Origin of the sequence: Christiangramia aestuarii, assembly GCF_009735585.1 — a bacterium.
Lineage (GTDB): Bacteria > Bacteroidota > Bacteroidia > Flavobacteriales > Flavobacteriaceae > Christiangramia > Christiangramia aestuarii.
The window spans coordinates 628,020-651,745 of sequence record NZ_VJVW01000002.1; the positions used below are offsets into that span (position 1 = coordinate 628,020).

At 40.4% G+C, this 23,726-nt stretch carries 27 protein-coding genes and 1 tRNA gene; 14 read left to right on the forward strand and 14 right to left on the reverse strand.

The window, feature by feature from the left end; genetic code table 11:
• Positions 1 to 7: 7 nt before the first annotated feature.
• From FLP08_RS06775 to FLP08_RS06830, 12 genes are all read right to left on the reverse strand, one after another.
• Positions 8 to 616, reverse strand: a complete 609-nt coding sequence (locus tag FLP08_RS06775; RefSeq protein ID WP_156275286.1) for an ExbD/TolR family protein — start codon at positions 614 to 616, stop codon at positions 8 to 10.
• 1 nt (position 617) lies between these two features.
• Positions 618 to 1,055: a hypothetical protein gene (locus FLP08_RS06780; protein WP_156275288.1), complete on the reverse strand. Its 438-nt coding sequence runs from the start codon at positions 1,053 to 1,055 to the stop codon at positions 618 to 620.
• Between the two features lie 13 nt (positions 1,056 to 1,068).
• The gene (locus FLP08_RS06785) at positions 1,069 to 1,869 is read right to left on the reverse strand and encodes a MotA/TolQ/ExbB proton channel family protein (RefSeq protein WP_156275289.1); all 801 of its coding nucleotides are present in this window, start codon (positions 1,867 to 1,869) and stop codon (positions 1,069 to 1,071) included.
• A gap of 67 nt (positions 1,870 to 1,936) precedes the next feature.
• Positions 1,937 to 2,024 (reverse strand) — tRNA-Ser (locus tag FLP08_RS06790).
• A 67-nt stretch (positions 2,025 to 2,091) separates the two neighbouring features.
• The gene (locus FLP08_RS06795) at positions 2,092 to 3,120 is read right to left on the reverse strand and encodes an asparaginase (protein WP_156275290.1); all 1,029 of its coding nucleotides are present in this window, start codon (positions 3,118 to 3,120) and stop codon (positions 2,092 to 2,094) included.
• Complete coding sequence (locus tag FLP08_RS06800) at positions 3,110 to 4,246, reverse strand: 1-acyl-sn-glycerol-3-phosphate acyltransferase (protein ID WP_162430964.1); 1,137 nt, start codon at positions 4,244 to 4,246, stop codon at positions 3,110 to 3,112. The genes FLP08_RS06795 and FLP08_RS06800 overlap by 11 nt, the downstream gene beginning before the upstream one ends.
• Positions 4,247 to 4,295: 49 nt before the next feature.
• Positions 4,296 to 5,063: a TatD family hydrolase gene (locus FLP08_RS06805; protein WP_156275292.1), complete on the reverse strand. Its 768-nt coding sequence runs from the start codon at positions 5,061 to 5,063 to the stop codon at positions 4,296 to 4,298.
• A gap of 114 nt (positions 5,064 to 5,177) precedes the next feature.
• The gene (locus tag FLP08_RS06810; RefSeq protein ID WP_156275294.1) at positions 5,178 to 5,624 is read right to left on the reverse strand and encodes a QcrA and Rieske domain-containing protein; all 447 of its coding nucleotides are present in this window, start codon (positions 5,622 to 5,624) and stop codon (positions 5,178 to 5,180) included.
• A gap of 27 nt (positions 5,625 to 5,651) precedes the next feature.
• Positions 5,652 to 6,560 (reverse strand): DUF5777 family beta-barrel protein, encoded by a 909-nt coding sequence (locus tag FLP08_RS06815; RefSeq protein WP_156275295.1) that lies wholly within the window; start codon positions 6,558 to 6,560, stop codon positions 5,652 to 5,654.
• Positions 6,557 to 7,090: a YceI family protein gene (locus FLP08_RS06820; protein ID WP_162430966.1), complete on the reverse strand. Its 534-nt coding sequence runs from the start codon at positions 7,088 to 7,090 to the stop codon at positions 6,557 to 6,559. Before FLP08_RS06820 ends, FLP08_RS06815 begins: the two co-directional genes overlap by 4 nt.
• Positions 7,091 to 7,213: 123 nt before the next feature.
• Entirely contained in the window at positions 7,214 to 8,263 is a 1,050-nt protein-coding gene (locus tag FLP08_RS06825) for a flavin-containing monooxygenase (RefSeq protein ID WP_156275299.1), read from the reverse strand.
• Positions 8,264 to 8,319: 56 nt separating this feature from the next.
• Positions 8,320 to 8,817, reverse strand: coding sequence for a DUF456 domain-containing protein (locus tag FLP08_RS06830; protein WP_156275301.1), 498 nt, complete (start codon positions 8,815 to 8,817; stop codon positions 8,320 to 8,322).
• Positions 8,818 to 8,984: 167 nt separating this feature from the next.
• Between FLP08_RS06830 and FLP08_RS06835 the strand changes: the two genes are divergently transcribed.
• The 4 genes from FLP08_RS06835 (at position 8,985) to FLP08_RS06850 (ending at position 12,520) form a co-directional block, all read left to right on the forward strand.
• Positions 8,985 to 9,350, forward strand: coding sequence for a BlaI/MecI/CopY family transcriptional regulator (locus FLP08_RS06835; protein WP_156275303.1), 366 nt, complete (start codon positions 8,985 to 8,987; stop codon positions 9,348 to 9,350).
• Complete coding sequence (locus FLP08_RS06840) at positions 9,347 to 10,777, forward strand: M56 family metallopeptidase (protein ID WP_156275305.1); 1,431 nt, start codon at positions 9,347 to 9,349, stop codon at positions 10,775 to 10,777. Before FLP08_RS06835 ends, FLP08_RS06840 begins: the two co-directional genes overlap by 4 nt.
• A 219-nt stretch (positions 10,778 to 10,996) precedes the next feature.
• Positions 10,997 to 11,986 carry a tetratricopeptide repeat protein gene (locus FLP08_RS06845; RefSeq protein ID WP_341484994.1) on the forward strand — a complete coding sequence of 330 codons (990 nt, stop codon included), beginning with the start codon at positions 10,997 to 10,999 and terminating at the stop codon, positions 11,984 to 11,986.
• Positions 11,987 to 12,046: 60 nt separating this feature from the next.
• Positions 12,047 to 12,520, forward strand: a complete 474-nt coding sequence (locus FLP08_RS06850; RefSeq protein WP_156275308.1) for a hypothetical protein — start codon at positions 12,047 to 12,049, stop codon at positions 12,518 to 12,520.
• Between the two features lie 192 nt (positions 12,521 to 12,712).
• Here the strand turns inward: FLP08_RS06850 and FLP08_RS06855 are convergent, their stop codons facing one another.
• Positions 12,713 to 13,003: a YciI-like protein gene (locus FLP08_RS06855; RefSeq protein WP_156275309.1), complete on the reverse strand. Its 291-nt coding sequence runs from the start codon at positions 13,001 to 13,003 to the stop codon at positions 12,713 to 12,715.
• A 151-nt stretch (positions 13,004 to 13,154) separates the two neighbouring features.
• Entirely contained in the window at positions 13,155 to 14,297 is a 1,143-nt protein-coding gene (locus FLP08_RS06860) for a glycosyltransferase family 2 protein (RefSeq protein WP_156275310.1), read from the reverse strand.
• Between the two features lie 97 nt (positions 14,298 to 14,394).
• Between FLP08_RS06860 and ruvC the strand changes: the two genes are divergently transcribed.
• From ruvC to FLP08_RS06910, 10 genes are all read left to right on the forward strand, one after another.
• A complete protein-coding gene (gene ruvC, locus FLP08_RS06865) occupies positions 14,395 to 14,946 on the forward strand; it encodes a crossover junction endodeoxyribonuclease RuvC (RefSeq protein ID WP_108171254.1) in 552 nt (183 codons plus the stop codon).
• A complete protein-coding gene (gene hemW, locus FLP08_RS06870; protein ID WP_156275312.1) occupies positions 14,946 to 16,070 on the forward strand; it encodes a radical SAM family heme chaperone HemW in 1,125 nt (374 codons plus the stop codon). Before ruvC ends, hemW begins: the two co-directional genes overlap by 1 nt.
• A gap of 188 nt (positions 16,071 to 16,258) precedes the next feature.
• Entirely contained in the window at positions 16,259 to 17,008 is a 750-nt protein-coding gene (locus FLP08_RS06875; protein ID WP_156275313.1) for a cyclase family protein, read from the forward strand.
• The gene (locus tag FLP08_RS06880) at positions 17,008 to 17,358 is read left to right on the forward strand and encodes a DUF4260 domain-containing protein (RefSeq protein WP_156275314.1); all 351 of its coding nucleotides are present in this window, start codon (positions 17,008 to 17,010) and stop codon (positions 17,356 to 17,358) included. Before FLP08_RS06875 ends, FLP08_RS06880 begins: the two co-directional genes overlap by 1 nt.
• Position 17,359: 1 nt before the next feature.
• Complete coding sequence (locus FLP08_RS06885) at positions 17,360 to 17,977, forward strand: DUF4230 domain-containing protein (protein WP_156275316.1); 618 nt, start codon at positions 17,360 to 17,362, stop codon at positions 17,975 to 17,977.
• A 93-nt stretch (positions 17,978 to 18,070) separates the two neighbouring features.
• Positions 18,071 to 18,430: an MmcQ/YjbR family DNA-binding protein gene (locus FLP08_RS06890; protein ID WP_156275318.1), complete on the forward strand. Its 360-nt coding sequence runs from the start codon at positions 18,071 to 18,073 to the stop codon at positions 18,428 to 18,430.
• Positions 18,430 to 20,208 carry a MutS-related protein gene (locus FLP08_RS06895; RefSeq protein WP_156275320.1) on the forward strand — a complete coding sequence of 593 codons (1,779 nt, stop codon included), beginning with the start codon at positions 18,430 to 18,432 and terminating at the stop codon, positions 20,206 to 20,208. The genes FLP08_RS06890 and FLP08_RS06895 overlap by 1 nt, the downstream gene beginning before the upstream one ends.
• A gap of 232 nt (positions 20,209 to 20,440) precedes the next feature.
• On the forward strand, positions 20,441 to 20,725 hold the full coding sequence (locus FLP08_RS06900) for a GIY-YIG nuclease family protein (RefSeq protein WP_156275322.1): 285 nt from the start codon (positions 20,441 to 20,443) through the stop codon (positions 20,723 to 20,725).
• Positions 20,726 to 20,808: 83 nt separating this feature from the next.
• Complete coding sequence (locus tag FLP08_RS06905) at positions 20,809 to 21,813, forward strand: metal-dependent hydrolase (protein ID WP_156275324.1); 1,005 nt, start codon at positions 20,809 to 20,811, stop codon at positions 21,811 to 21,813.
• A gap of 163 nt (positions 21,814 to 21,976) precedes the next feature.
• Positions 21,977 to 23,686, forward strand: coding sequence for a DUF885 domain-containing protein (locus tag FLP08_RS06910; RefSeq protein WP_156275326.1), 1,710 nt, complete (start codon positions 21,977 to 21,979; stop codon positions 23,684 to 23,686).
• Positions 23,687 to 23,726: the final 40 nt, after the last annotated feature.

Consider the following 23,726-nt stretch of genomic DNA (forward strand, 5'->3'; position numbering starts at 1 on the left):
AATAGCTCTAGCTTGTCGGTTCAGCTTCAGATAACTTCTGTGGAATCATATCTGTAATTACATCGATCTTTTCTTTAAGGGCATCTTTATCGCCATTATAGTTAGGATCGTTATAATTCTTTTCCATTTGAGTAAAGCTCATTCCATACATTCTTTGTGCCTCACGGTCACGCAGCTCGTTATAAGCGGCCACAAGTTCGTTCTGCACGGCGATGTAGGTACCGTATTCGGTTCCACGGTTATTCACCAGTGAAATAATGGCTTTCTGAGGATTTACCGAAGAGTTAGGATCTTTGGCTCCCTGGCAAAAGCTACAAGCTTCATCACCAGTACCACCTCCATTATCCAAAAACTCTACAGCTGCCTCGCGAAGTTCAGAAAGCTCCATCTCTTCATCTTCTACAAGTAACTGGTTATTACTGTTCACCAGAACCGTAAAGATGTTACGTTGTTTAATGACCGGAGGCTCAACGTCTTCAGGTTGCCATGGCGGTAACTTCCTGCTTATCCCGCTATCTGTTTCGATGGTAGTAGTTACCAGGAAAAAGATAAGAAGTAAGAAGGCGATGTCTGCCATAGACCCGGCGTTAACTTCCGGTGCTGATCTCTTTGCCATATTATTTAGCCAGTTTTTTAATTCCAGAGAATACCATCGCAGCGATAGCTATTCCGGCAAGGATGTAGAAGGTAATTAAACCAGCTCCAACCCAATGATCACCGGATGCCGAAAGCATACTACCGTCCTTAAGCTCTTTTGCTGTACCATCACTTAATGCATAAGCGATAACCACGATCACTAAAAATGATCCAATAGCAATAATAGTGTTCTTAATATTACCTCTGAATAAACCTACGATCACAAATATTCCAACTAGTACTACAACAGCAGCTAGAACCAAATAAGCAATCCACATATAAGGGTCTAAATGACTCCCCTGAAGGTCTGCCGAGGCTTTAATGGCATCGTCTCCGGTGGCGATAATCCTTCCCAGAAGGATCATACCTACCACACCAAGAACGAGTGCCAGATATTTTAATATTTTATGTAAGGTCATAATTTACTTTGTCTTAGATTCGTTTTTTATTCTTGTAAGCTACCAACATATCGATAAGTAGGATAGAAGCATCTTCCATATCGTTAACGATACTATCTATCTTAGCGATGATATAGTTGTAGAAAATCTGAAGAATAATCGCAACGATCAAACCGAATACTGTAGTAAGAAGTGCTACTTTAATACCTCCTGCCACAAGTGATGGCTGCATATCTCCGGCTGCCTCGATACGGTCAAAAGCCTGAATCATCCCGATTACAGTACCCATGAACCCAAGCATAGGAGCCAATGCGATAAATAAAGAAACCCAAGATACGTTTTTCTCAAGCTGTCCCATTTGAACACCTCCATAAGCAACAACTGCTTTTTCAGCAGCTTCGATGCTCTCGTCAGCTCTGTCTAAACCTTGATAATAGATAGAAGCAACAGGTCCTTTTGTATTTCTACAAACTTCCTTAGCTGCCTCGATTCCTCCACTGTTAAGAGCGTCCTCAACATTTTGAGCAAGCTTCTTAGTGTTAGTAGTAGATAGGTTTAAAAAGATAATTCTCTCAATGGCAATAGCCAGACCAAGAATTAAACACAATAGAACGATCCCCATAAAGGCAGGACCACCTTCGATGAAACGTTTCTTAAGCTCCTGGTGAAAACCAAGCTCTTCTTCTTCCATATCACCGGCTGCTGCTTCCTCGTCATCCTGTACAAAGGTCACAATCGTTCCTGGCAAAGTATTCGCGCTGTTAGCCGCCTGTAGATTGTAGGCCCCAAGAACCGTAATCGCGGCGATTACCAAAATAGAAAATAATCTTTTCATTACTGTTTGTCTTAATTTAATTAGTTAAAGGGTTAAAGATATAAATTATTTTTAATAAAACACTTAGCAGAGAGGAAGGGATTCGAACCCTCGATACGCTTGTGACGTATACACACTTTCCAGGCGTGCGCCTTCGACCACTCGGCCACCTCTCTGTTTGTTTGTTTTGGTGCGGCAAATAACAAAAAAATTGCCTTTCCATCAAAAAAGATTACTTAAAATTTAAGACATCTCTCCTCTTAGGGAAGTTTCATAGATAGTCCTGAATACTTTAGGGGAAAGATCCTTGCTTAAAAGATACATTAATTTAGAGACTGCCGCCTCTGTAGTAATGTCTTTTCCAGACACAACCCCTATTCTTTTTAGGCCTACACTGGTCTCATACTGACCCATTGAAACACTTCCTCCTATACACTGGGTAACATTCACTACCCTTAATCCGTTTTTGATCTTTTTCTCCAGTATATCCAAAAACCAGGATGCATTTGGCGCATTTCCGCTGCCATAAGTTTCCAGAACCACTCCTTTTAAATTGGGTTTTGAAAGAATATACTCCACCGTACTTTCACTTATTCCCGGGAACATTTTTAAAACCAGCACCTCATCATCAAAACCTGTATGCAGTTTTGTCTTTTGTTTCCGGTTTGGCTTCCACAAGGCCTTATAGTTTACCGACAAATATACTCCAGATTCGGCCAGGGCAGGATGGTTCATGGAAGCAAAAGCCTGAAAATGCTCTGCATTCACTTTAGTGGTCCTGTTGGCCCGGTATAATTTATATTCAAAATAAAGCCCAACTTCAGAAATCACCGGCTTGCCGTTCTTACGCAGCCCGGCTATCTGTATACTGGTGATCAGGTTTTCCTTGGCATCTGTTCTAAGGTCCCCGATAGGTAACTGGGATCCCGTAAAGATGATTGGCTTGGTCAAATTCTCGAACATAAAGCTCAGGGCAGATGCCGTGTAAGACATGGTATCGCTACCGTGCAGCACCACAAAACCATCATAAAGATCGTAATGATCGTCAATGGTTCCCGCGATCATCTCCCAATATGCCGGATTCATATTTGAAGAATCTATGGGCTCTTCAAAGCTCAAAGTTTCTATCTCATGTTCCAGGATCTTTAACTCAGGGATATTCTGAAGCAACTCGTCGAAGTTAAAAGCCTTTAACGCACCGGTGTCATAATCCTTGATCATACCAATGGTTCCACCGGTATATATTAAAAGTATTCTGGATTTAGTCTTCATCCAAAGACATTTTATTGATCACAGGATTCGCATACATTAATAAGTAACTATTCAGCGCAAGCGGATTTTTCACATCTACCCTCCTGCTAATACGACGATCAAACTGTCTTTTTTCCTTTTCGGTATAATGTTCCTCAAACCTATCTTCATTTTTCAGAAGATCATAAGCGATATAGTTTGAAGGCCACAATTTATAATTGCGGTAGATAGCATTGTCTATTAAGGTAGCAACCTCTTTTAACTGGTCGTTTATCGATAGGTCCTTTTTCCTGATAGCATCAAAATCTTCTTCGGTCAATGGCTGGGATGCATTTAGCTGAATCCTTCCTTTTTGCCCCATGGCGCCCTGCATGATACTATTGAAATCTTCATTGGCAGATTTCTTATATTCCTCTTTCATCCTTTTCGCCAGCACCTCTGGCATTTTCAGCATGTCTGTAGGATCGAATTCATAAGAAATAGCGACCGGCACTATTCTTAATTTGGCGAAATAGTCCAGGATATCCATTTTCCCCTTGCCCATTCCAATCATCTTAAGCACGCCTTGTTGGGTAAAGTCGTTACCATCTTTGGTTCTCCCCTCTCTTTGTGCCATCCAGACCGAACGCTTTTCATCAAGCATCAGATGTTTGATATATTCTGAAAGTTTCATAGAACTCTTCAGCATCTCCCGCGGACTCTGATTTCTTAAAACAAGGAAATTCCTGTTAAGCCTTGAAAGAGCCATCAAAAATGGTTTTTGCACCAGATTATCGCCAATGGCCGAAGCGGTCATCACCATGTCATGATTAAGAAGCGTATAATTAATAAGTGAGGTGTCCAGGATGATATCCCGGTGATTTGAAATATAAAAATAGGATTCCTTAGCATCCAGTTCCTCAAAGCCATTATCGGTAAGACCTTCGCTGGTTCTTTCCAGCACTTTTTCCACGCTTAAATAGATCACCTTGTTCTGGAAATCGGCAATGGAATGGCATTCCTTAAGAATGGCCTTAATATCACTAAAATCTAACTCAGGAAATGTGAACTGAAGCAGGGCCTTCACCATAGGGTGACTGGCATATTCCATTAAGGCCGCATTCACCTCATCATCCCTGTAAAATCTTATATCATCAAAATTTTTCACCTATCTCTAAATTATTTTGACAAATGAACAAAAATTCTGTTTAACAGCTTCAAATTCCAAAAACTTCCTTGGAGTTTTTTGTAGTGATCTCGGCAACCTTCTCAAGGGGAAGATCATAAAGTTCTGCTATCTTTTCAGCCACTTTAAGAATATAAACAGGATCATTGCGTTTTCCCCGGTATGGTTTGGGAGCCAGGTAAGGAGAATCTGTTTCCAGGACCAGCTCCTCGATCGGGATCTGGTTAAGGAATTTATCTATGCCTCCATTTTTAAAGGTAACTACTCCCCCGATCCCAAGTTTCATATTATAGGAAAGGGCTTTTTTTGCCTGCTCCAGGTTACCGGTAAAGCAATGAAAGATCCCAAAGAGTTTGTCATCTTTTTCAGACTCCAGAACCTCGAAGATCTCATCGAAAGCTTCCCGGCAGTGGATCACGATAGGCAATCCCAGCTCCTTGGCAAAATGTATCTGCTTTTTGAAGGCCTGCTGCTGAATCCCCAGGGTAGATTTATCCCAGTAAAGGTCTATCCCGATCTCACCAACCGCATAAAACTTTCTGCGATCAAGCTCAGATTTCACATGCTTTAGTTCCTCTTCAAAATTTTCTTGCACATGTGTTGGGTGCAGCCCCATCATTAAAAAGATATTTTCGGGAAATGCTTTCTCCAGCTCATACATGCTCTGTGTAGTTTCAGAATCTATGGCCGGGATAAAGAATCTTCTGACTTCATTATCTATTGCCTCCTGAATCACCTCCCTGCGATCTGCATCAAAGGAATCACTATATAAATGTGTATGCGTATCTGTAATTATCATAGCTGCAAAAGTAATAGAAGAAAGCAGAATGATAAAAATAGAGTTGACTAAAAAGCAAAGACCCTTCTACCGGAGACTCTCCGATGCTTTGAGCTAAAAATTCTTGAGCCTCTGCTAGCTAATGGTGGCTGTAATATTACCTCCACTTATACTAGTTGGATAAACCCTTAGGTTCCTGGTACTACCAGATTCACCCTGTGGGCCGCGAATCACATCACCATCGTCTTCGTAACGGGAAAAATGCAGCTGGCATTCTATATAACCTTCATCTTCTACCCAAACCAATGCGCCTCCCTGATGGGGACATAAAGCCTCGGTAGCTACAAAATCGTCTGAAGAATTGCCTTCACTAATTCGGAAGAAAAGCACCCCGCTCCTGGTGAACTGGTCACCAACATTCGCCAGGTTAGACAGGCTTACAGATACCGTAGTAGGCCCTCCTCCATTTCCTGGCGGATCTGGAGTACCTCCTCCATCGTCGCTCGAACTACAGGCCGACAATACACACGCACCTGAGCAAGCCAGTAAAACCCCTTTCACTAAAAATTCACCTCTTTTCATAACTATACATTTTAATTACACTTTTACTTAATTAGCAATCTTTTTAGGCCCCAGATTAAAATTCCTGGAAATCATGAAGCCGAATCTAACGCCACCATCAGACCAGCTTTTAGTAGTATTGGGAATAAAATTGTTGGCGATGATCGCCTGCGAGTTCTGGAAATTCAAAGCAAACACATGGCCTCCAGTCTCAATTTCGACTCCAACCCCGAAAGGGTTGTAATAATCGGTCTGCAGATCGTCTGGCCGGCTAAGACCATTTACGAAAGTATAATCGGCGATGATCGAAATTCTTTTAAAGATCTTCACCCGCCCACCGATCCCAAGGGCGAATAGATTATCTGAATCATCTATATCCTGGACCTGAGCTTCAGGTCTTATTAAAAATCCGGGGTTGATCATAAAGGAGACCCCCGGACTGAACTTTCTGGCTATGATCACTTGAAAGAAATGAGAGATCCTGTCTGATTCCTTATCGAACTCGTTCCGTGAAAATGGTTCCCGGGTGATCCAGCTACTCTGACCAAAAAGGGTAACCGAAAGCGGCATTGAATCCTCTTCCTGCCAAAGCAGCCTGTATTTTACAAGTCCACTATAAGACTCATTGAATTTACTTCTTCCAATTCCTACGGTCAATGCATCTGTGATCCCATAATCGAATCCCAGGTAAAGATCTGTAGCGATGTCCAGACCAAACAAGGTATTGGAGCCACCAAATTCGCCCCCTATATCACCAAACCGGTGACCTACCCAGAAAGCGAGATTTTTTGCCTTCTGTGTTTCATTGGTTTGCAGCAGTACAAGCCTAGGACTTTTAAAAGTAGCCTGCACCCGGTAATCCTTCTCTTCGGAAAGATTTGCCATGAGACTATCTACGTCCTGTGCCTGTAATATGGAACAGAGAAGCAAAAATTGAATAAGTAATAGTTTTTTCATTTTGTTATGATTTGAAATTCTGCATTCACGCTTACCTCTATAACCTCAGCAATATTTTCCCAAAGAATTTTCGGAATCTTAATATCATGGTCCTTACAGGCAACATCGAACTGGGATTCCAGTTTCAAAGCCTTGCCATTGTTCTTGACGGTAATTCGAACAGGTATATCCCGGGGCCTGCTAACCCCGTGCACACTAAAATCTCCCTTGAAGACCACTTCCTGAGGCGTACTGGAATCGAGATCGATTTTACTGTTTGCTTCACCTTTAAAAGTGGCTGCAGGATATTTTTCGCTTTCCACATAATTTTCGTTAAAATGTTCCTGCATGAGTGACTTTTCAAATTTGAAAGACCTCATCATTACCTTAAAAGAGATCTCTCCATTGTCTGAATTTAAAACCGCGATGCCCTCCTTTGAAACTGCCTCGATATCCTCGACTGGTGCAGAGGAAAAAAACCTGATCTCTGCACTGGTGGTCTGGTAGAATTGAGCATTTACCGGAGTTGTGTTCCAGTAGAGAAAGGTCATTATTAGAAAATAGAAAGGCCGCATATTTAATATTTACGAAAAAAATAAGGGTATAGTTTCCACCTATACCCTTATAAATTTATGTAATATTCCTTTAAAAAAGAATTTTTAAACCACTATTCCCTAGTTACTTACATTCTTTTCAATATAATCTGCTAAATATTCCGCATCCTTTTTTATTCCACCCAGGGTAGCAGAGCCGCGAGTATGCAGCCAGGGAAGACCTATGAAGTAAAGACCTTCGATATTACTTACCCCGCGATAATGTTCGGGATACCCATCCTTGGTAAGCTCCAGACCTTCGATCCAGCTAAAATTAGGTCGGTAACCAGTAGCCCAGATGATATTCTTAAGGTCTTTGATTTTTTTCTTTTCGGTCACCACCAGTTCTCCTTCGGCGTTTTTGGTCTTACCTACAGGTTCTACATTATCCCGTTCCAGGATAGCCTTAACATCGGTACCAATCACCGGTTGCCTGGATTTCGAGATCTTCCTTCCCAGCCAGGTGTCTCGGCTAAAACTCAGGAAGCCCGATTTGGTAAACCACCACCACAGGGTTTTTCCTAAAATTTCCTGCGGAAGCACCTTTACATCTGTAGTTCCTGAAAAATAGACCATACGACCGTTCTCTTCAGAAACTTCATCTAGTATCTGGAAACCGCTGTCGCCCGCCCCTACCACCATGGCTTTTCCTTCTTTAAGCTGATCTGGGTTCTTGTAATAATTACTATGAATCTGGAAGATATCTTCGTCTATTTTTTTCGAAAAAGGTGGAGTGTATGGAATATGAAAAGGCCCTGTAGCAATTACCACATTCCTGGCTTTCATAATTCCTTCACTGGTCCTCAGCACGAAATGATCATCATGATGAGCAATGTTTTCTACCAGTGTATTCAGCTGTATGGGAAATTCGAACTTTTCAGCGTAATCCTTGAAATATTTCGCCACCTCAACCTTGGAAGGGTAATGGCCTTTCTCTGCCGGAAATTCCATTCCCGGCATATTATTGAATTCAGAAGGTGTAAATAAAGTAAGCGAATCCCAACGGTTAAGCCAGGAGGCGCCAATCTCAGACTCCTTATCCAGAACCAGGAAATCCTTTCCCTGTTTCCGCAGATAATAAGCCATGGCTAATCCGGCCTGTGCAGCACCCACAACGATAAAATCCAACATTCCTATTCTTTTTTGCAAAAGTAAGGCTATTTAAAGGTTTCTGAAAATGAGAGCGTTTAGAATAGGAAAGCCTTGTAATTCCATACCTGGTAAAGAAATAAGATCAGGAAAGCGAAGGTGACGATGAATTCCATAAAACTTGACGCAAGTAATCCTACGAAAGATCCGAAGGCAGCCTTTCCGGCAGTCCTGGAATCACTTTTATTCATGATCTCCCCTACGAATGCCCCTAAAAACGGGCAGATGAGGATAGCGAAAGGAAAGGGCGCAAAGATACCAACGATGAGCCCGACCGTAGCCCCGATCATTCCTTTACGGCTGCCGCCAAATTTTTTAGTACCCAGGGCGGGGATCACCAGGTCCAATACATATATAAGTATAGTTACCGCCAGGGTAACGCCAAGAAATAAATAATTGATACCCACGCCGGGAATAAGATAAAATATTAAAAGTCCTATCCAGCTAAGTGGCACCCCGGGAAGCACCGGCAAAAAACTGCCCATTAGCCCCAAAATCATAAACATCCCTGCAACTATTAATAATATTATTTCCATTTTATTTTTATATATCTAAGCTTAATTCCTTCTCTAATAATTAAGTCAGCCTGCCAATAGCTAAGAAAGGCATTCCACGAATATAATCAACTTCAGATCAATTTATAACTAAAATGTTAGTTTAAACTAATTATTTAGTTTATATTAGCTTCAAATTCATCATCAAAATGAAACAACTCACCAAAGCCGAGGAGGAGATCATGCAGATCTTATGGAAATTAAAGGAGACCAATGTTGCCGGAATCATTGAAGATATGCCGGAGCCGAAACCCGCATACAATACTGTTTCTACCATTGTAAGGATTCTGGAGAGCAAAGGTTTTGTAGATCATCGCCAGAAAGGAAAGGGATATATCTATTTCCCTGTGCTGGAGAAGGAGACCTACAGCAATCAAAGCATCAATCAATTAATGAACAATTACTTTAATGGCTCCTTTAAAAGCATGGTTTCTTTTTTTATGAAAAAGAACGACCTGAGCACCCAGGAGCTGGAGACTATATTAAAAGAAATCGATAAAGAGGAGGAAAAATGATACTTGATTATACGATACAGGTAATATTATTTCAACTAGTATTTTTACTGGTTTTTGAGATATTTCTAAAAAAGGAAACCTATTACAATTACAACCGATTCTATCTCCTGCTCACCCCTCTAATAGCCTTAGTTTTGCCATTATTGAAATTAGATTTCCTGGCAGAGACAGTTCCACAACAACTTAGAATGGACCTACCTGGCATAGTATTGGGAAATTTCGACCATCCGGTTCAGAATCTTCCCGAGATTACCTTACATGCTGAAAATAATCAGATCAACTGGTGGCTGCTCACTTATTTCGGAGGTTTTGGGGTCAGCTTCGTTCTATTCCTGAGGAAGTACACCAAGCTCTCCCAAATGTTCAGGTTTAGGAAAGTTAACGAAGAAAAGGACTTCAGGATGATAGAGGTTCCAAATTCTAATATGGCTTTTACTTTTTTGAATAATATCTTCCTGGGTGACCAGCTTTCTGAAGATGAACGCAAACATATCCTATCTCACGAACTTGTACATGTAAAACAAAAGCACAGCCTGGACCTGATCTTTTTCGAGGTCCTGAAGATCATTTTATGGTTCAATCCGCTCATTTATGTCTACCAGGCCAGGATTGCCGGGCTACATGAATTCATCGCAGATGAGGAAGTTGTAAAGAACACCGGCAAAAAAACCTATTACGAGCAGTTGCTGAATACTGCTTTTAATACTCGTGACATCTCATTTACAAATCAATTTTTCAAACATTCATTAATCAAAAAACGAATCATTATGTTACAAAAAAACAGATCCTCAAAACTTTCAAAGTTCAAATTTCTATTAGTAATTCCTTTAATGCTCAGCWTGGTTACTTATGTGGCCTGTAGTGAGGACAACCTGTCACAAAATGATTCCCAGGCAAGTGACGTAGATCAACAAATGGAACAATTACTGGAAGCCCTGAAGGAAAAGGAAAATCTTTCAGAAACTGAAAAAGCCATCTATATGAACCTTTTAAAAAGGAAAGAGGAAGGAAGTCTAAGTTCCAGCGAAAAGGAAACCAATGCCCAGAAGGGATTGGAGAAATATGGAGATAAAATTCCTTTTGCAGTGATAGAAAAGGTGCCGGCGTTTGAAGGCTGCGCGGGACTTGATGGAGAAAACAGAAAAGCCTGTACGTCGAGAGAAATTTCAAATTTCGTCAATAAAAACTTTGACACCAGCCTGGGCAAAAAACTAGGACTTACAGGGATGAACCGGGTGATCGTTCAGTTCAGAATAGACGAGACCGGTAAAATTACCGATGTAAAGGCAAGAGCTCCGCATCCAGAACTGGAAGAAGAAGCTAAACGTGTAATTTCCAGCATTCCTGATATGACACCAGGAGAACAGAATGGACAACCAATTAGCGTGATGTATTCTCTGCCAATCGCTTTCCAGGTTTCGGAATAAGAAACACTACAATTATTTAAGTTTAAAGGCCGGAACCTGCTTCCGGCCTTTGATCATTAAAAATTTTCTATGAAATCATTATTTAAGCTTCTTCTTTTACTGAGCCTTTTCAGCAGTGCACAATCGAACCAGATAAAAGTAGCCGATAGCCTTGCTGCAGTTGGAAAAAATACTGATGCAATTTAGCTGTTAAAGCAAACCGAATCTAAGACGGGAAAGATATACCTTCGGCTTGCCCAGATACAGAAAAGTATAGAGCAGAATGATCAGGCCCTCGAAAACTATCAAAAAGTTCTGGAACTAAACCCTTCTCTCGTATTAGCTGCCCAGGAATACGGAGAACTCTTGCTGGAATCTGGAAATCTGGATGAGGCCGATAGCCTTTTCAGTAGTTTAGGTGAAAAATATCCGGACAACGCAGGTTTTATTTACCGAACTGGATTGGCTAAAGAGAAGAAAAAAGACAGCTCGGCCATGGATTACTTCTTTAAGACGGTGGGATTAGACTCCACGCATCAGGCAGCTTTATATAAAACCGCCAAATATGAGCTAACCCATAGAAAACCTCATAATGCCATCCAACTAAGCAGTACCGGTTTAAGATCCAGGCCTAATAATGCCTCTTTGCTATCAATTCTCGGGCAGTCCTACCTCGCCACCCTTCAGTTTGAGGAAGCTACCAAACCATTTGAGAGACTGCTTGAACTGGGGGAAGGCTCAGAATTCATTCTGGAAAGACTGGCCTCGGCCTATCGAAGATCGGGGCAGACAGATAAGGCGATAGAGACCTATAACAAAATGCTGGAGTTAGATAATATGAACGGCATGGTACACACCAATCTAGGCGCTCTTTATTTAAAAAAGGACGATACCAGAAAAGCACAGGAGCATTTTATGATGGCTTTATTCATTAAGAATCAACCGGCAGATGCTGAATATGTAAACCTGGGACTGGCTTATAAACGCAAGGAAGATTTCAGAAGTGCTTATATAAGCTTTCAAAAAGCACTGGAAGAGAATCCTGAAAATGAACGGGCCATGATCGAACTAGCCCTTGCCGCCGATGCACATTTTAAAGATAAAAATGCGGTGCTTGAACTTTACCAGGATTTCGTGAAAAAGTACGCTGAAAATGGTAGAAAGGATATGCTTTCTGTAGCCGAATATCGAATTAGCGAATTGAAAAAGGAAATACATCTGGCCAAATAGCATATTTTTTTCCTAAGCTGCTATATTTCACTATTTTTGGAATCCGAAAGCGGATTGCCAATGAAAAAAGTTCTACTTTTTGTATCCATCTTAATACTTACTTCCTGCAATTTTGAGACTAAGAAGATCTCTTCTGAAGAGGTCCTCGAACAGGAATCGAAATCCCTAAACTGGAAAGAGGTGGACGAATATCCCGCTTTTGAAAATTGCCAGGATGCCAACGGACTTGCTGCGGCAAAGAGCTGTTTTGAAAGGCAGCTGGCTACCACCATTTACTCCTTCCTGGCCAATCAGCAACCCGTAGTAACCGAAAGTATAAATGACACCCTATACATCTACCTGGAGATTACCAAAGAAGGTAAGCCGCAGATAGATTCCATTAAAGTAGACACCACCGTTACAAGTCAATTACCCCAGATCGAGGACTGGTTACAACAAAGTATGGATTCCCTGCCGAAGATCTACCCGGCCAGCAAACGAGGAATTCCAGTTTCCACGGTTTTCAAAATGCCTGTAGTGATTAAAGCAGAATAGACTGAAGTACGAAATTGGAAAGACGAAGTTGGAATATAAAGAGATTTTAGTATTGTCTATTTTGGAAATATCACCCCTGAACTTGTTTCAGGGTCTTTAGTTTAAATGCTGAAACTCCCGACGCATCGGGATAGCATGACGAAGCCCCAACTATTGGATTTTTTCAATTCGAAAAAGTAAGAAATCTCATTCTCAACCTTCAATTCTAGACCCTACCACAGCATTCCATTTTCTAACTTTCCATTCTTTGATCAGTCCGTTTTTCACATAAGGATCATTCTTGGCGAAAGCAGTTGCTGTTTGTTCATTTTCGCTGCGGAAGATAAGGTAAGCCTCATCTGCCGGTTCATAAAGTGCTCCACCCAGGACAAGTTTACCTTTTTCCGCGGCTTCTTTGGCCATCCCGAGATGTTCAGCTCTATACTGACCTCGGTCTTGAAGATAATTATCTGCCAGTTTGTAATTAAGTATGTAATAATTCATAATTAAAAATTTTAAGTTTCTTCTCTTAAGCTGACGTCACCCTGAACTTGTTTCAGGGTCTCAAAAAAGATGCTGAAACAAGTTCAGCATGACGAAGTACTATTCATTTAATTTTGATATTTCTAACGTAGTAAAGAAATATCATTCTCAACTATCTATTAAACCTTCTCCCCTTCCATTCATAACCTTTAAAAAGCGAAAGACTTGCAACATACACACTGAAAAACGGATAAGCGATACTGCACCAGAAATAATGACGCATTAAGCTCTCCCGGTTCATAAATTTCGCTGCTTTAAAGATGAGCATAAAATCGGCGTTGAATTTCAAGAGGAAGATCAGCATTAAATACTGAAAAGAAAACAGATCCATAAAAGCCAATACCGTAAAAATGATAAGGGACAGGTTCATCAAATAAACAATGACTCCGGTAAATTTTGCAAACAAGCTTGTATAGGCAGATGTTTTGGCTGCCCATCTAATGCGCTGTTGGATAAGACCATGGAGATTCTTTTGATAATTGGTGAAAACGGCAGCCTTTTCAGATTTTATAAAGGCTACCTTTTTTCCTTTTTTTCGAAAATCCTGCAACAGGAACACATCGTCTCCGCTGGCCAGATTTTCATTTCCAGAGAAACCTGATCCTTCTTTGAATAGGGCTTTCTTGTAGCAAAGATTTGCCCCGTTACACATAAAGGCCTTTTCGATCCCGAAAGCTCCAATAGTAGAGGCCTGCAGACTCATAAAATCCATTTCCTCAAAATTCTGAAAATATGGTTTCTTTCCTCCCGTTCTTTGAATAAACCCAACCGGCCCGGCGATCATTTCAGAATTATGCTCCCTGATCATTTCATCAAAAAAATGCAACCAGTTAGCGGGAATCACACAATCGGCATCGGTAGTAGCGATATACTCAAAATTTGAACTTTCTATCGCGGTCTTGATCGCATCCTTTTTAGGAGAATTGGTCTGCCTTTCATTTTCCAGCAAACGGATATTCAGCAATGGAAAATCCTTCAGAAAAGTTTCACAGATCTCCCTGGAATTATCTCTGGAAGCATCATTAACAAGAAGGATCTCATATTTTTCAGCAGGATATTTAATTCCGGAGAGCGATTTCAGAAGCGCTGGTAGATTTTCGGCTTCATCCCGGTAGGGAATGACAATAGAAAAAGTATTTTCAGCAGGCAACACTTTTAATTTTAGATCTGGCAACCGCTTCCACCCGTAAAGGAATGAAATGATGAGCCCCAGGTAGGCTGCTGTTATGAGTCCGAATAAGATCAGCAAAAGCATAACCGATAAGTTTGATGCTGGCAGTGCAGAATTGTTTAGCTTTGTGAAAGTCCCAAATTAGGTAATTTTTGTGAGCAAATCTTCGGAAAAATCAGTTTTGAAAGGCGAAAGGATCATTCTTGGTATCGACCCAGGAACAACTATTATGGGTTTCGGACTCATTAAAGTAGAGAATAAAAAGATGAGTTTTATCCAGATGAATGAACTCCAGCTGAGCAAATACAGTGATCACTATAAAAAGTTGAAACTGATCTTTGAACGTACTATTGAACTTATCGATACATACCATCCCGATGAGATCGCCATTGAAGCTCCTTTCTTCGGAAAGAACGTTCAGTCGATGCTAAAACTGGGACGGGCTCAGGGTGTTGCCATGGCCGCCGGACTATCGAGGGAAATTCCTATTACCGAATACCTACCGAAAAAGATAAAAATGGCGATCACCGGAAACGGGAACGCCAGTAAGGAACAGGTTGCAAAAATGTTGCAGAGTCAGCTGAATATTGGTAAGCTTCCCAAAAATCTGGATGCTACAGATGGTCTTGCTGCCGCGGTTTGTCATTTCTACAATTCCGGAAAGACCGAAATAGGAAAAAGCTACACCGGATGGGATGCTTTTATCAAACAAAACCCTGATAAAGTCAAATAATGGCTGGGATATATATACATATTCCTTTTTGCAAACAGGCTTGCCATTACTGTGATTTTCATTTTTCAACCTCAACGAAGAAGAAAACCGAGTTGGTGGAAATGCTGTGCAGGGAGCTGGAACTTAGGAAGGACGAGATAGGACAGCAAATTAAAACCATCTATTTTGGTGGGGGAACCCCTTCTCTTTTAAATTCAGAAGAATTAGAACTGATCTTTAAAACGATCTTTAAACATTTCGATGTTTCTGAAAATGCCGAGATCACTCTGGAGGCAAATCCCGATGATCTTTCAGGAGAAGTGATCAAAATGCTTGAAGCATCTCCGGTGAATCGACTGAGTATCGGAGTACAATCATTTTTTGAGGAGGATCTTAAATTGATGAACCGGGCTCATAATTCTGAAGAAGCATTGAGTTCCTTGAAAACAGCGAAGCAGTATTTTGAAAATATCAGCATAGATCTTATCTACGGGATTCCAGGGCAATCAAATGAACAATGGATAGAAAACCTGGATATTGCTTTAGGCCTTGAGATTCCACATATTTCGAGTTATGCGTTAACTGTTGAACCAAAAACCGCCCTCGAAAAATTCATAGAAAAAGGAAAAGTAAAGCCTGTTGAAGATGAAACCTACCGGGAGCAATTCGATATTCTGCTGAAAAAGCTCACCACAAACGGATTTGAGCATTATGAATTTTCGAATTACGGAAAACCCGGATATCATTCGCAAAACAACATGGCTTACTGGCTGGGAAAACCTTACCTGGGAATTGGCCCATCAGCACATTCCTATGATGGTATTTCCAGAAAATGGAATATCAGTAATAATACCCTATATATAAAAGCCATTGAAGCCGGAAATTTACCTCAGCAAACCGAAAAACTTTCCATTACCGATTCTTACAATGAATATGTAATGACCAGGCTCCGAACCAAATTCGGAGTTTTTACAGATGATATCCAACAGAAATTTGGAGAAAAATATCGTGATCATTTTTTAAAGGAAACCGGTAAATTCCTGGATGACGGACTCATGGAAAAGATCGAAAACACTTTTCATATTACCGCCAAAGGAAAATTTCTTAGTGACGGGATTGCAGCAGATCTTTTTTATATCGACTAATGAACCGTCATGCTGTTTACCAATCATTACTATCAAGATTATTCGGGAGTCTTATGGCCCCATAAGGTGCTGAAAATACCAAGTCTTCGGGACAGCCTGACGATTTTATCAAAATCGAGATAAATCTCAATTGTCCATTGTCAATTATCAACTAACAATACTACATTTGTTAGGACCAATCAAACAACATGTTAGCGAACATAAGCCATCACGGCAATTCATATAAAATAGATCTCTCTCATCCACTCGATATTTCCATCAGTCTTCGTGGAGATAATAAGAATCCGATGGCCTGGTATTTAAAGCATCCGGAGATCGAACCCGTAATTGATGGTGATTTTATTGGAAAGGTGAGCAAGGGGTCTTCGGTGAATTTCAATAATATCTGGTTTAATCCGCATGCTCATGCCACGCATACCGAATGTGTGGGCCACATCAGTAGCGAAACACATACTATTCAGCAGCATCTGAAAACCTACTTTTTCAAGGCAGAACTTATTTCCATTGAACCTCAGAAAAAAGGAACTGACCTCGTTTTTACCAAAGAGCAGTTACAAAAGAAACTGAAAGATTTTAATGCTGAAGCGCTGGCACTACGAACACTTCCAAATTATATTGGGAAGATCTCAAAAAATCACTCGCATACAAACTGGCCATATATTGAGGAAGATGCCATGACCTATATTCGTGAATTAGGTATCAAACATTTGTTGACCGATCAACCTTCAGTGGACAGGGAAAAAGATGAAGGAAAATTACTGGCTCATAAAGCCTTCTGGGATTATCCTAAAAACACCAGGTTTGATGCAACAATTACAGAATTGATCTATGTACCGAATAAGATCGAAGATGGGAACTACTTCTTAAATCTTCAACCCGCTTCTTTTGAAAATGACGCCGCTCCCTGCAAGCCGGTATTGTATAAAATTATTGAGTGATGAAAATTACCTTAAAACTGGAAGAACTTGCCATGCTCCTTCTGGGAATCTGGGCATTTAGCCTTCAGGACCTCAGCTGGTGGTGGTTCATTGGTCTGTTCTTCGTGCCAGATGTTGGAATGCTGGGCTACCTTATTAATAATAAATGGGGTGCTTTATTCTATAATATCTTTCATCACAAAGGTCTGGCGATTGTCATTGGCTTAACTGGATATTATCTTAAATTGCAGGAACTGGAAGTTGCCGGCATCATTTTGTTTGCGCATTCCAGCTTTGACCGCTTGCTTGGATACGGATTAAAGTTCGAAAAAGGCTTTAAATTTACACATCTGGGAGAAATAGGAAAATAATATGGAATTACTCTTTATAGGATTGGCCGTTGGCGCCATTGTAGCATACTTCATTTTCGCAGCTTTCAATAAGGAACGCTCAAGATCGAAGACCAGTGAGCAATCTGTTGTTTTAATGGATAAGATCAAAAGTGTATGCAAATTCATTACCGTGGAAGGTGATTTTTCTGAGATCTATCATTATGAAAATCTGAAAGAAAAATATCTAAGTCTTATCCTCGGAAAGAAAAAGGCCATTGTCCTGGTAACTGCTAAAGCACATGTAGGTTTCGACCTTAGTAAGATCAGGATGGATAGTGACAATGAGAATAAAAAGATCATCCTTACCAATTTTCCGCAGCCGGAACTGTTAACTATTGAAACAGATTTTAAATATTACGACAAACGAGAAGGATGGGCGAACCCGTTTACGACTTCAGATCTAACCGATATAAACCGTGACGCAAAAAAGACCATTGTAGATAAGATCCCTCAAAGCGGACTGCTGGACAAAGCGAAAGCTGAAGCTTTGGATACTATTCTTCTCATGGAAAAGATCGTGGAAACCATTGGCTGGAAACTGGATTATACAGCTCTGACCATTGAAAATACTGAAAATAAAAAGATTGAAAACCAATAGAGATTCCTCTCCCGATTTCATCGGAATCGGAATGACAAAATTTTCCAATGTCATTTCGAACGTAGTGAGAAATCTCCTTGCAATAACGGGCCCATGAACATCGACACATTCAGAGATTATTGCCTGGCAAAAAAAGGAGTTACCGAAGGTCTTCCCTTTGGTCCGGATAATCTCGTTTTAAAGGTAATGGGTAAGATGTTTTCTATCGTTTCTCTGGACGAGGTGCCGCTCAGGGCAAATTTGAAATGTGATCCAGAGCGGGCCATAGAACTTCGGGAAGAATATGAAGAAAATATTCTGCCGGGTTATCATATGAATAAACAACACTGGAATACCCTGGTTCTGGACGGTCGGCTGGATCCAAAACTGGTTTTTGAATTGATCGACCATTCTTACGAACTTGTAGTTAACGGACTCACCGCAAAGCTGAAAAAGGAACTTGAAGATTTATAATGACAAAAGCTGAAGAATTTTACTCCTCGCGACAGGCGAAATACTCCGAATTAAAAAAACAGATCTCCAGGAAATTAGCTTTTTCAAGCACCTTAAGGTTAGTAGTCTTTCTGGCGATCTGCGCCTCAATTTATTTTTTCTTCGGAAATATTACTGTCCTGTTGCCATTGGTAATAGCTCTAATAGCTGTTTTCATATTTCTAATTTCAAGACATACCGATCTGAAAAAAGAACGGGACAAGCTGGCGGCTTTGATCGATATCAATAAACTGGAACTAAGGATCCTTAAAACAAGAGATTTCTCAGACCTTCCTGACGGAAAGAAGTTTGAACCCGAAGATCACGAGTATGCCCGAGACATTGACCTTTTCGGCAGAAAATCTTTCTTCCAGTTTCTTAATAGAACCGCATTAAAAGAAGGAAAGGCCAGGCTCGCTAGAATTCTACTCGCGAATAAAACCGAGGATATTCTAAAGAAACAGGAAGCTATAAAAGAACTGGCTTCAAAAGCCGACTGGAGACAGAACTATTCCGCTACGGCTACTTTGGTTAAAACCGAAACCGATTCCAAGTTCATCCTCAACTGGATACAGAATTACAAAAGTTTCGTGCCGAAATACATGAAATGGTTTCCGGCGGTATTTTCAATATTATCCATTGCCGTTCTGGCGCTATTCTATTTTGATATCATTGGAGGCTCCCAGGTGCTGTTATGGTTTATCATTGGAGTGCTTATTTCAGGAGTTTTTCTGAAAAAGGTCAATGACCTGTCTGGAACTGTAAGCAAGGTGCAGGATACTTTTCAGCAATATCACCAGTTGCTTGATTTCCTTGAAACCGAAGAATTCGAATCGGCATTAATGCAAGAAGTAAAGAATTCCATTACTTCAGAATCTAAAAAAGCTTCCGTCATTTTAAAGGAATTTTCCCGGGCAATAGATGCGCTGGATCAACGAAACAATTTCCTTTTTGGGATCTTCGCTAACGGATTCTTCCTCTGGGATCTTAGACAATGCTACCGACTGGAAAAATGGATTCAGCATCATCACACCGCCGTGGAACATTGGTTCGAAGCTGTAGAAAGGACCGATGCTTATAACAGCTTGGGGAATTTCAGTTTTAACCACGAATCATATCATTTTCCTGAAATTCTGAAAAAAGGCCAAGGAACTACCGCGAAAAATTTAGGCCATCCATTATTGCATCCACAAAAGCGTATTAATAACGATTTCAGGATCGATGGTGAACAGTTCTTTATAATTACCGGCGCGAATATGGCTGGGAAAAGTACATTCTTACGTACGGTTGCCCTGCAGATCGTCATGGCAAATATCGGTCTTCCGGTTTGTGCTGAATCTTGCAGCTATGCTCCTACCAAACTTATTACCAGCATGCGTACCAGCGATTCCCTGGGCGATGACGAATCTTATTTCTTTTCAGAATTAAAAAGGCTGAAATTTATCGTCGATAAGATACAGACCGAAGATTATTTCATCATTCTGGATGAGATCCTGAAAGGAACCAATAGTACCGATAAAGCGATAGGTTCAAGGAAATTTGTGCAGCGACTGGTAGGTACTAATTCTACCGGGATCATTGCCACGCATGATCTGAGTTTATGTGAGATAAGCCAGGAATTAGAGCAGGTGAAGAACTTCTATTTTGATGCTGAAATCGTGAACAATGAACTTCACTTTGATTATCATTTAAAAGATGGTGTTTGCCAGAATATGAATGCTTCGTTTTTATTGAGAAAGATGAAGATAGTGGAAGATTGAGTTGATTAGACCTCACAGGTTTCAAAAACCTGTGAGGTCTGTTCGAAGAGGTAATTCGGTTGGAGCAATTTTAGCCTGAGATCCCTTCATTACGTTCGCGATGACTTTTGTCACATTGAGCGCAGCCGAAATATGATATCATAATTGATACTTCGACTGCGCTCAGCATGACGCATATCTAATTTAATTCCCCCGTCACCCTGAACTTGTTTCAGGGTCTTTATCTTAATAAATGAAAACTAGTTATATCTATATACTTTCAAACAAAAACCGATCTGTACTTTACATCGGAGTAACTAGTGAACTAATCAAAAGAATGACTGAGCATAAAAATAAAATAGGTTCAGACTTTTGCCGAAAATACAATCTTGAAGATTTACTCTATTTTGAAGAATTCACAGAAATTAATAAAGCCATTGCAAGAGAAAAGCAATTAAAAAATTGGCATAAGGAATGGAAGTGGAATTTGATCAAAGAATCCAATCCAGACTTAGAAGATCTGTTTCAGGAATTATGAGATGCTGAAACAAGTTCAGCATGACGACTTTTATTATTTAAACGTCATCCTGAAATAATTTCAGCGTCTTATCTTTACCAAATATGGATTCAGTAACCCAGATCGTTTTAGGAGCAGCTGTTGGAGAAGCAGTGCTCGGTAAGAAAGTTGGTAAAAAGGCTATCCTCTACGGAGCGATTGCCGGAACCATTCCAGATCTCGACACGCTGGTCGGTAACTTTTTCGATACCATTACGGCTATTGAAATTCATCGTGGTTTTTCCCATTCCATAGTTTTTTCGCTCCTCTTTGCGCCGATATTTGGCTGGATCATCTCAAAGATCAAATCAAGTTCTGAAGCTACCTGGAAGAACTGGTCCTGGTTAATGTTCTGGGGTTTGTTCACGCATCCCTTACTCGATGCGCATACTACCTGGGGCACCCAGCTTTTCTGGCCATTCGATCTGAGACTTGCCTACAAGAATATCTTTGTAATAGATCCGTTGTACACCCTTCCATTCCTGTTCTTTCTTATCATGGCCATGAGATTTAACCGGACAGATCCTAAAAGAAGAAAATATAACCGGCTTGGGCTCATTGTGAGCAGTATTTATTTGTTAGTTATCACTCCGGCATTAAAATTCTATACATTTCAGAAATTTGAAGCCGCTCTGGAAGAGCAAAATATCACTTATGAAAGAATGGACACCAGGCCAACACCTTTAAATTCGATTTTATGGACTGCCAATATCGAAACAGATGAATCCTTCCTTATCGGGAATTATTCTGTTTTTGATACGCAGCCAATAGATTTTTATAGCGTACCCAAAAACTATGACCTGGCTGGCGAACTGGCTGATGACCCCAACTTGCACAGATTGATCCAGATTAGTGATGGCTGGTATACATTTTCAGAAAAGAACGGAGATCTCTATTTCAATGACCTCAGGTTTGGCAACATGGATATCGAAGATCCTGATTCCGAATTTATTTTCAGCTACAAATTAGCCAGAGAGCATGGTGAACTTACCGCGACTGAAACTGAAAAGGAAATGACCGATGCTAAAAACCTTCTTCCGAGACTGTGGGCACGCATTCTGGGAAATTGATTTATTAAAAATTTCCAAGAACGTCATTCTGAACTTGTTTCAGAATCTCGAGTTTCTAACGAATAACCGAAATTGAGACCCTGAAATAAATTCAGGGTGACGAAATAACAAGAATAAGAATCCAAAGAATTTACAATTCTTATATTTAAGAAAAATTCTATTTATGCGATTGCTTCCGGCACTTCTTGCTATTTTCATATTTTCTTCCGCCTCGGTTTACGCTCAAAAAGATTCTTTAGCCCTGGAAACAGTAATAAAGAAATTTCAGGACCACAAACCATATAAAGGCTCAAATTATCCACTTGGGCTTTACACTAAAGAACATTACAAAAAGGAAGCTGAATTTGCTGAAAAACTGCTGAAAGAAATAAAGAAACTGGATTATTCAGATCTTTCAGAATCTCAAAAAATATCTGCTGATCTTCTGAAATATGACTTGAAGAACACAGTGAAAACTTATGAATTCAAAGCTTATCTCAATCCGCTTTTATCTGATTCCGGATTTCACCTTAGCCTGAATTATCAAATTCGTGATCTGAACAACTATGAGCAGGTAAGGGCATATTTGAATAAACTGAACGCCATACCAGAGTATGTAGATCAGCATTTTAAATTATTGCGAGAAGGTTTAAAAGAAGGGATCACCCAACCACTCGTAATATTCGAAGGTTACCAGAATACTTATGACTCTCAGATCGTGGATAATTATAAGGACAGCTATTTCTATAAACCTTTTGAAAACCTGCCTGCAACTTTATCTGAAAAGCAAAAAGATTCGGTTTTAACAGCTGCTGAAAAAGCGATCTCGAATAATGTAATTCCTGAATTCAAACGCATCAAAAAATTCTTTGAAACCGAATATTATCCAAAAACAAAGACTGCTTTAGGCGTTTCAGAAATCCCGAATGGAGAAGAATATTACGATTACCTACTGGAATATTACACCACTTTAGACCTTAGTGCCGATGAAGTTCATAATATTGGACTAAACGAGGTGCAAAGGATCAATACCGAAATGAAAAAGGTGATGGCCGAAACCGGTTTTAAAGGTTCTTTTTCTGAATTCTTTGACTTCCTGAGAACAGATGAACAATTCTATGCTGAAACCCCTGAGGAACTTCTCATGTTCGCCAGGGATATCGCTAAACGTATCGATGCGAAATTGCCGGCATATTTCACCAAACTTCCAAGAAAGCCTTATGGCGTTGCTGAAGTTCCTGCGGCAATCGCTCCTAAGTACACCACCGGAAGATATATTGGAGCTTCAGATGAAACTCAGCCAGGATATTACTGGGTAAACACATACGACCTGCCGAGCAGGCCAAAATATGTTTTACCCTCATTAACGGCGCATGAAGCCGTGCCGGGACATCATTTACAGATCTCCTTAAACAATGAACTTGGAGATGAAATTCCTGAATTCAGGAGAAGATTTTATATCTCCGCTTTTGGTGAAGGCTGGGGATTATATTCAGAATTTCTGGCGGAAGAAATGGGAATTTATCGTAATCCTTACGAGGTTTTCGGAAAGCTTACTTACGAACAATGGCGTGCCTGCCGACTGGTTGTAGATACGGGGATCCATGCAAAAGGCTGGACCAGAGACAAGGCTGTTGATTTTATGAAAAAAAACACCGCGCTTTCCATTCACGAGATCAATACCGAAGTAGACCGTTATATTTCCTGGCCGGGACAGGCTGTTTCATACAAGATCGGAGAATTAAAGATCCGTGAACTGCGAAAGAAAGCGGAAGATGCTTTAGGAGCCGATTTCGATATTAGGAAATTCCACGAAGTAATCCTGGAAGAAGGGGTTGTGACCTTACCAATTCTTGAGAAAAGGGTGATGGAGTATATCAAATCTAATTCTTAGATCTTTATAAGACTCATAGCCTGAGTTTAAACTATCTTTG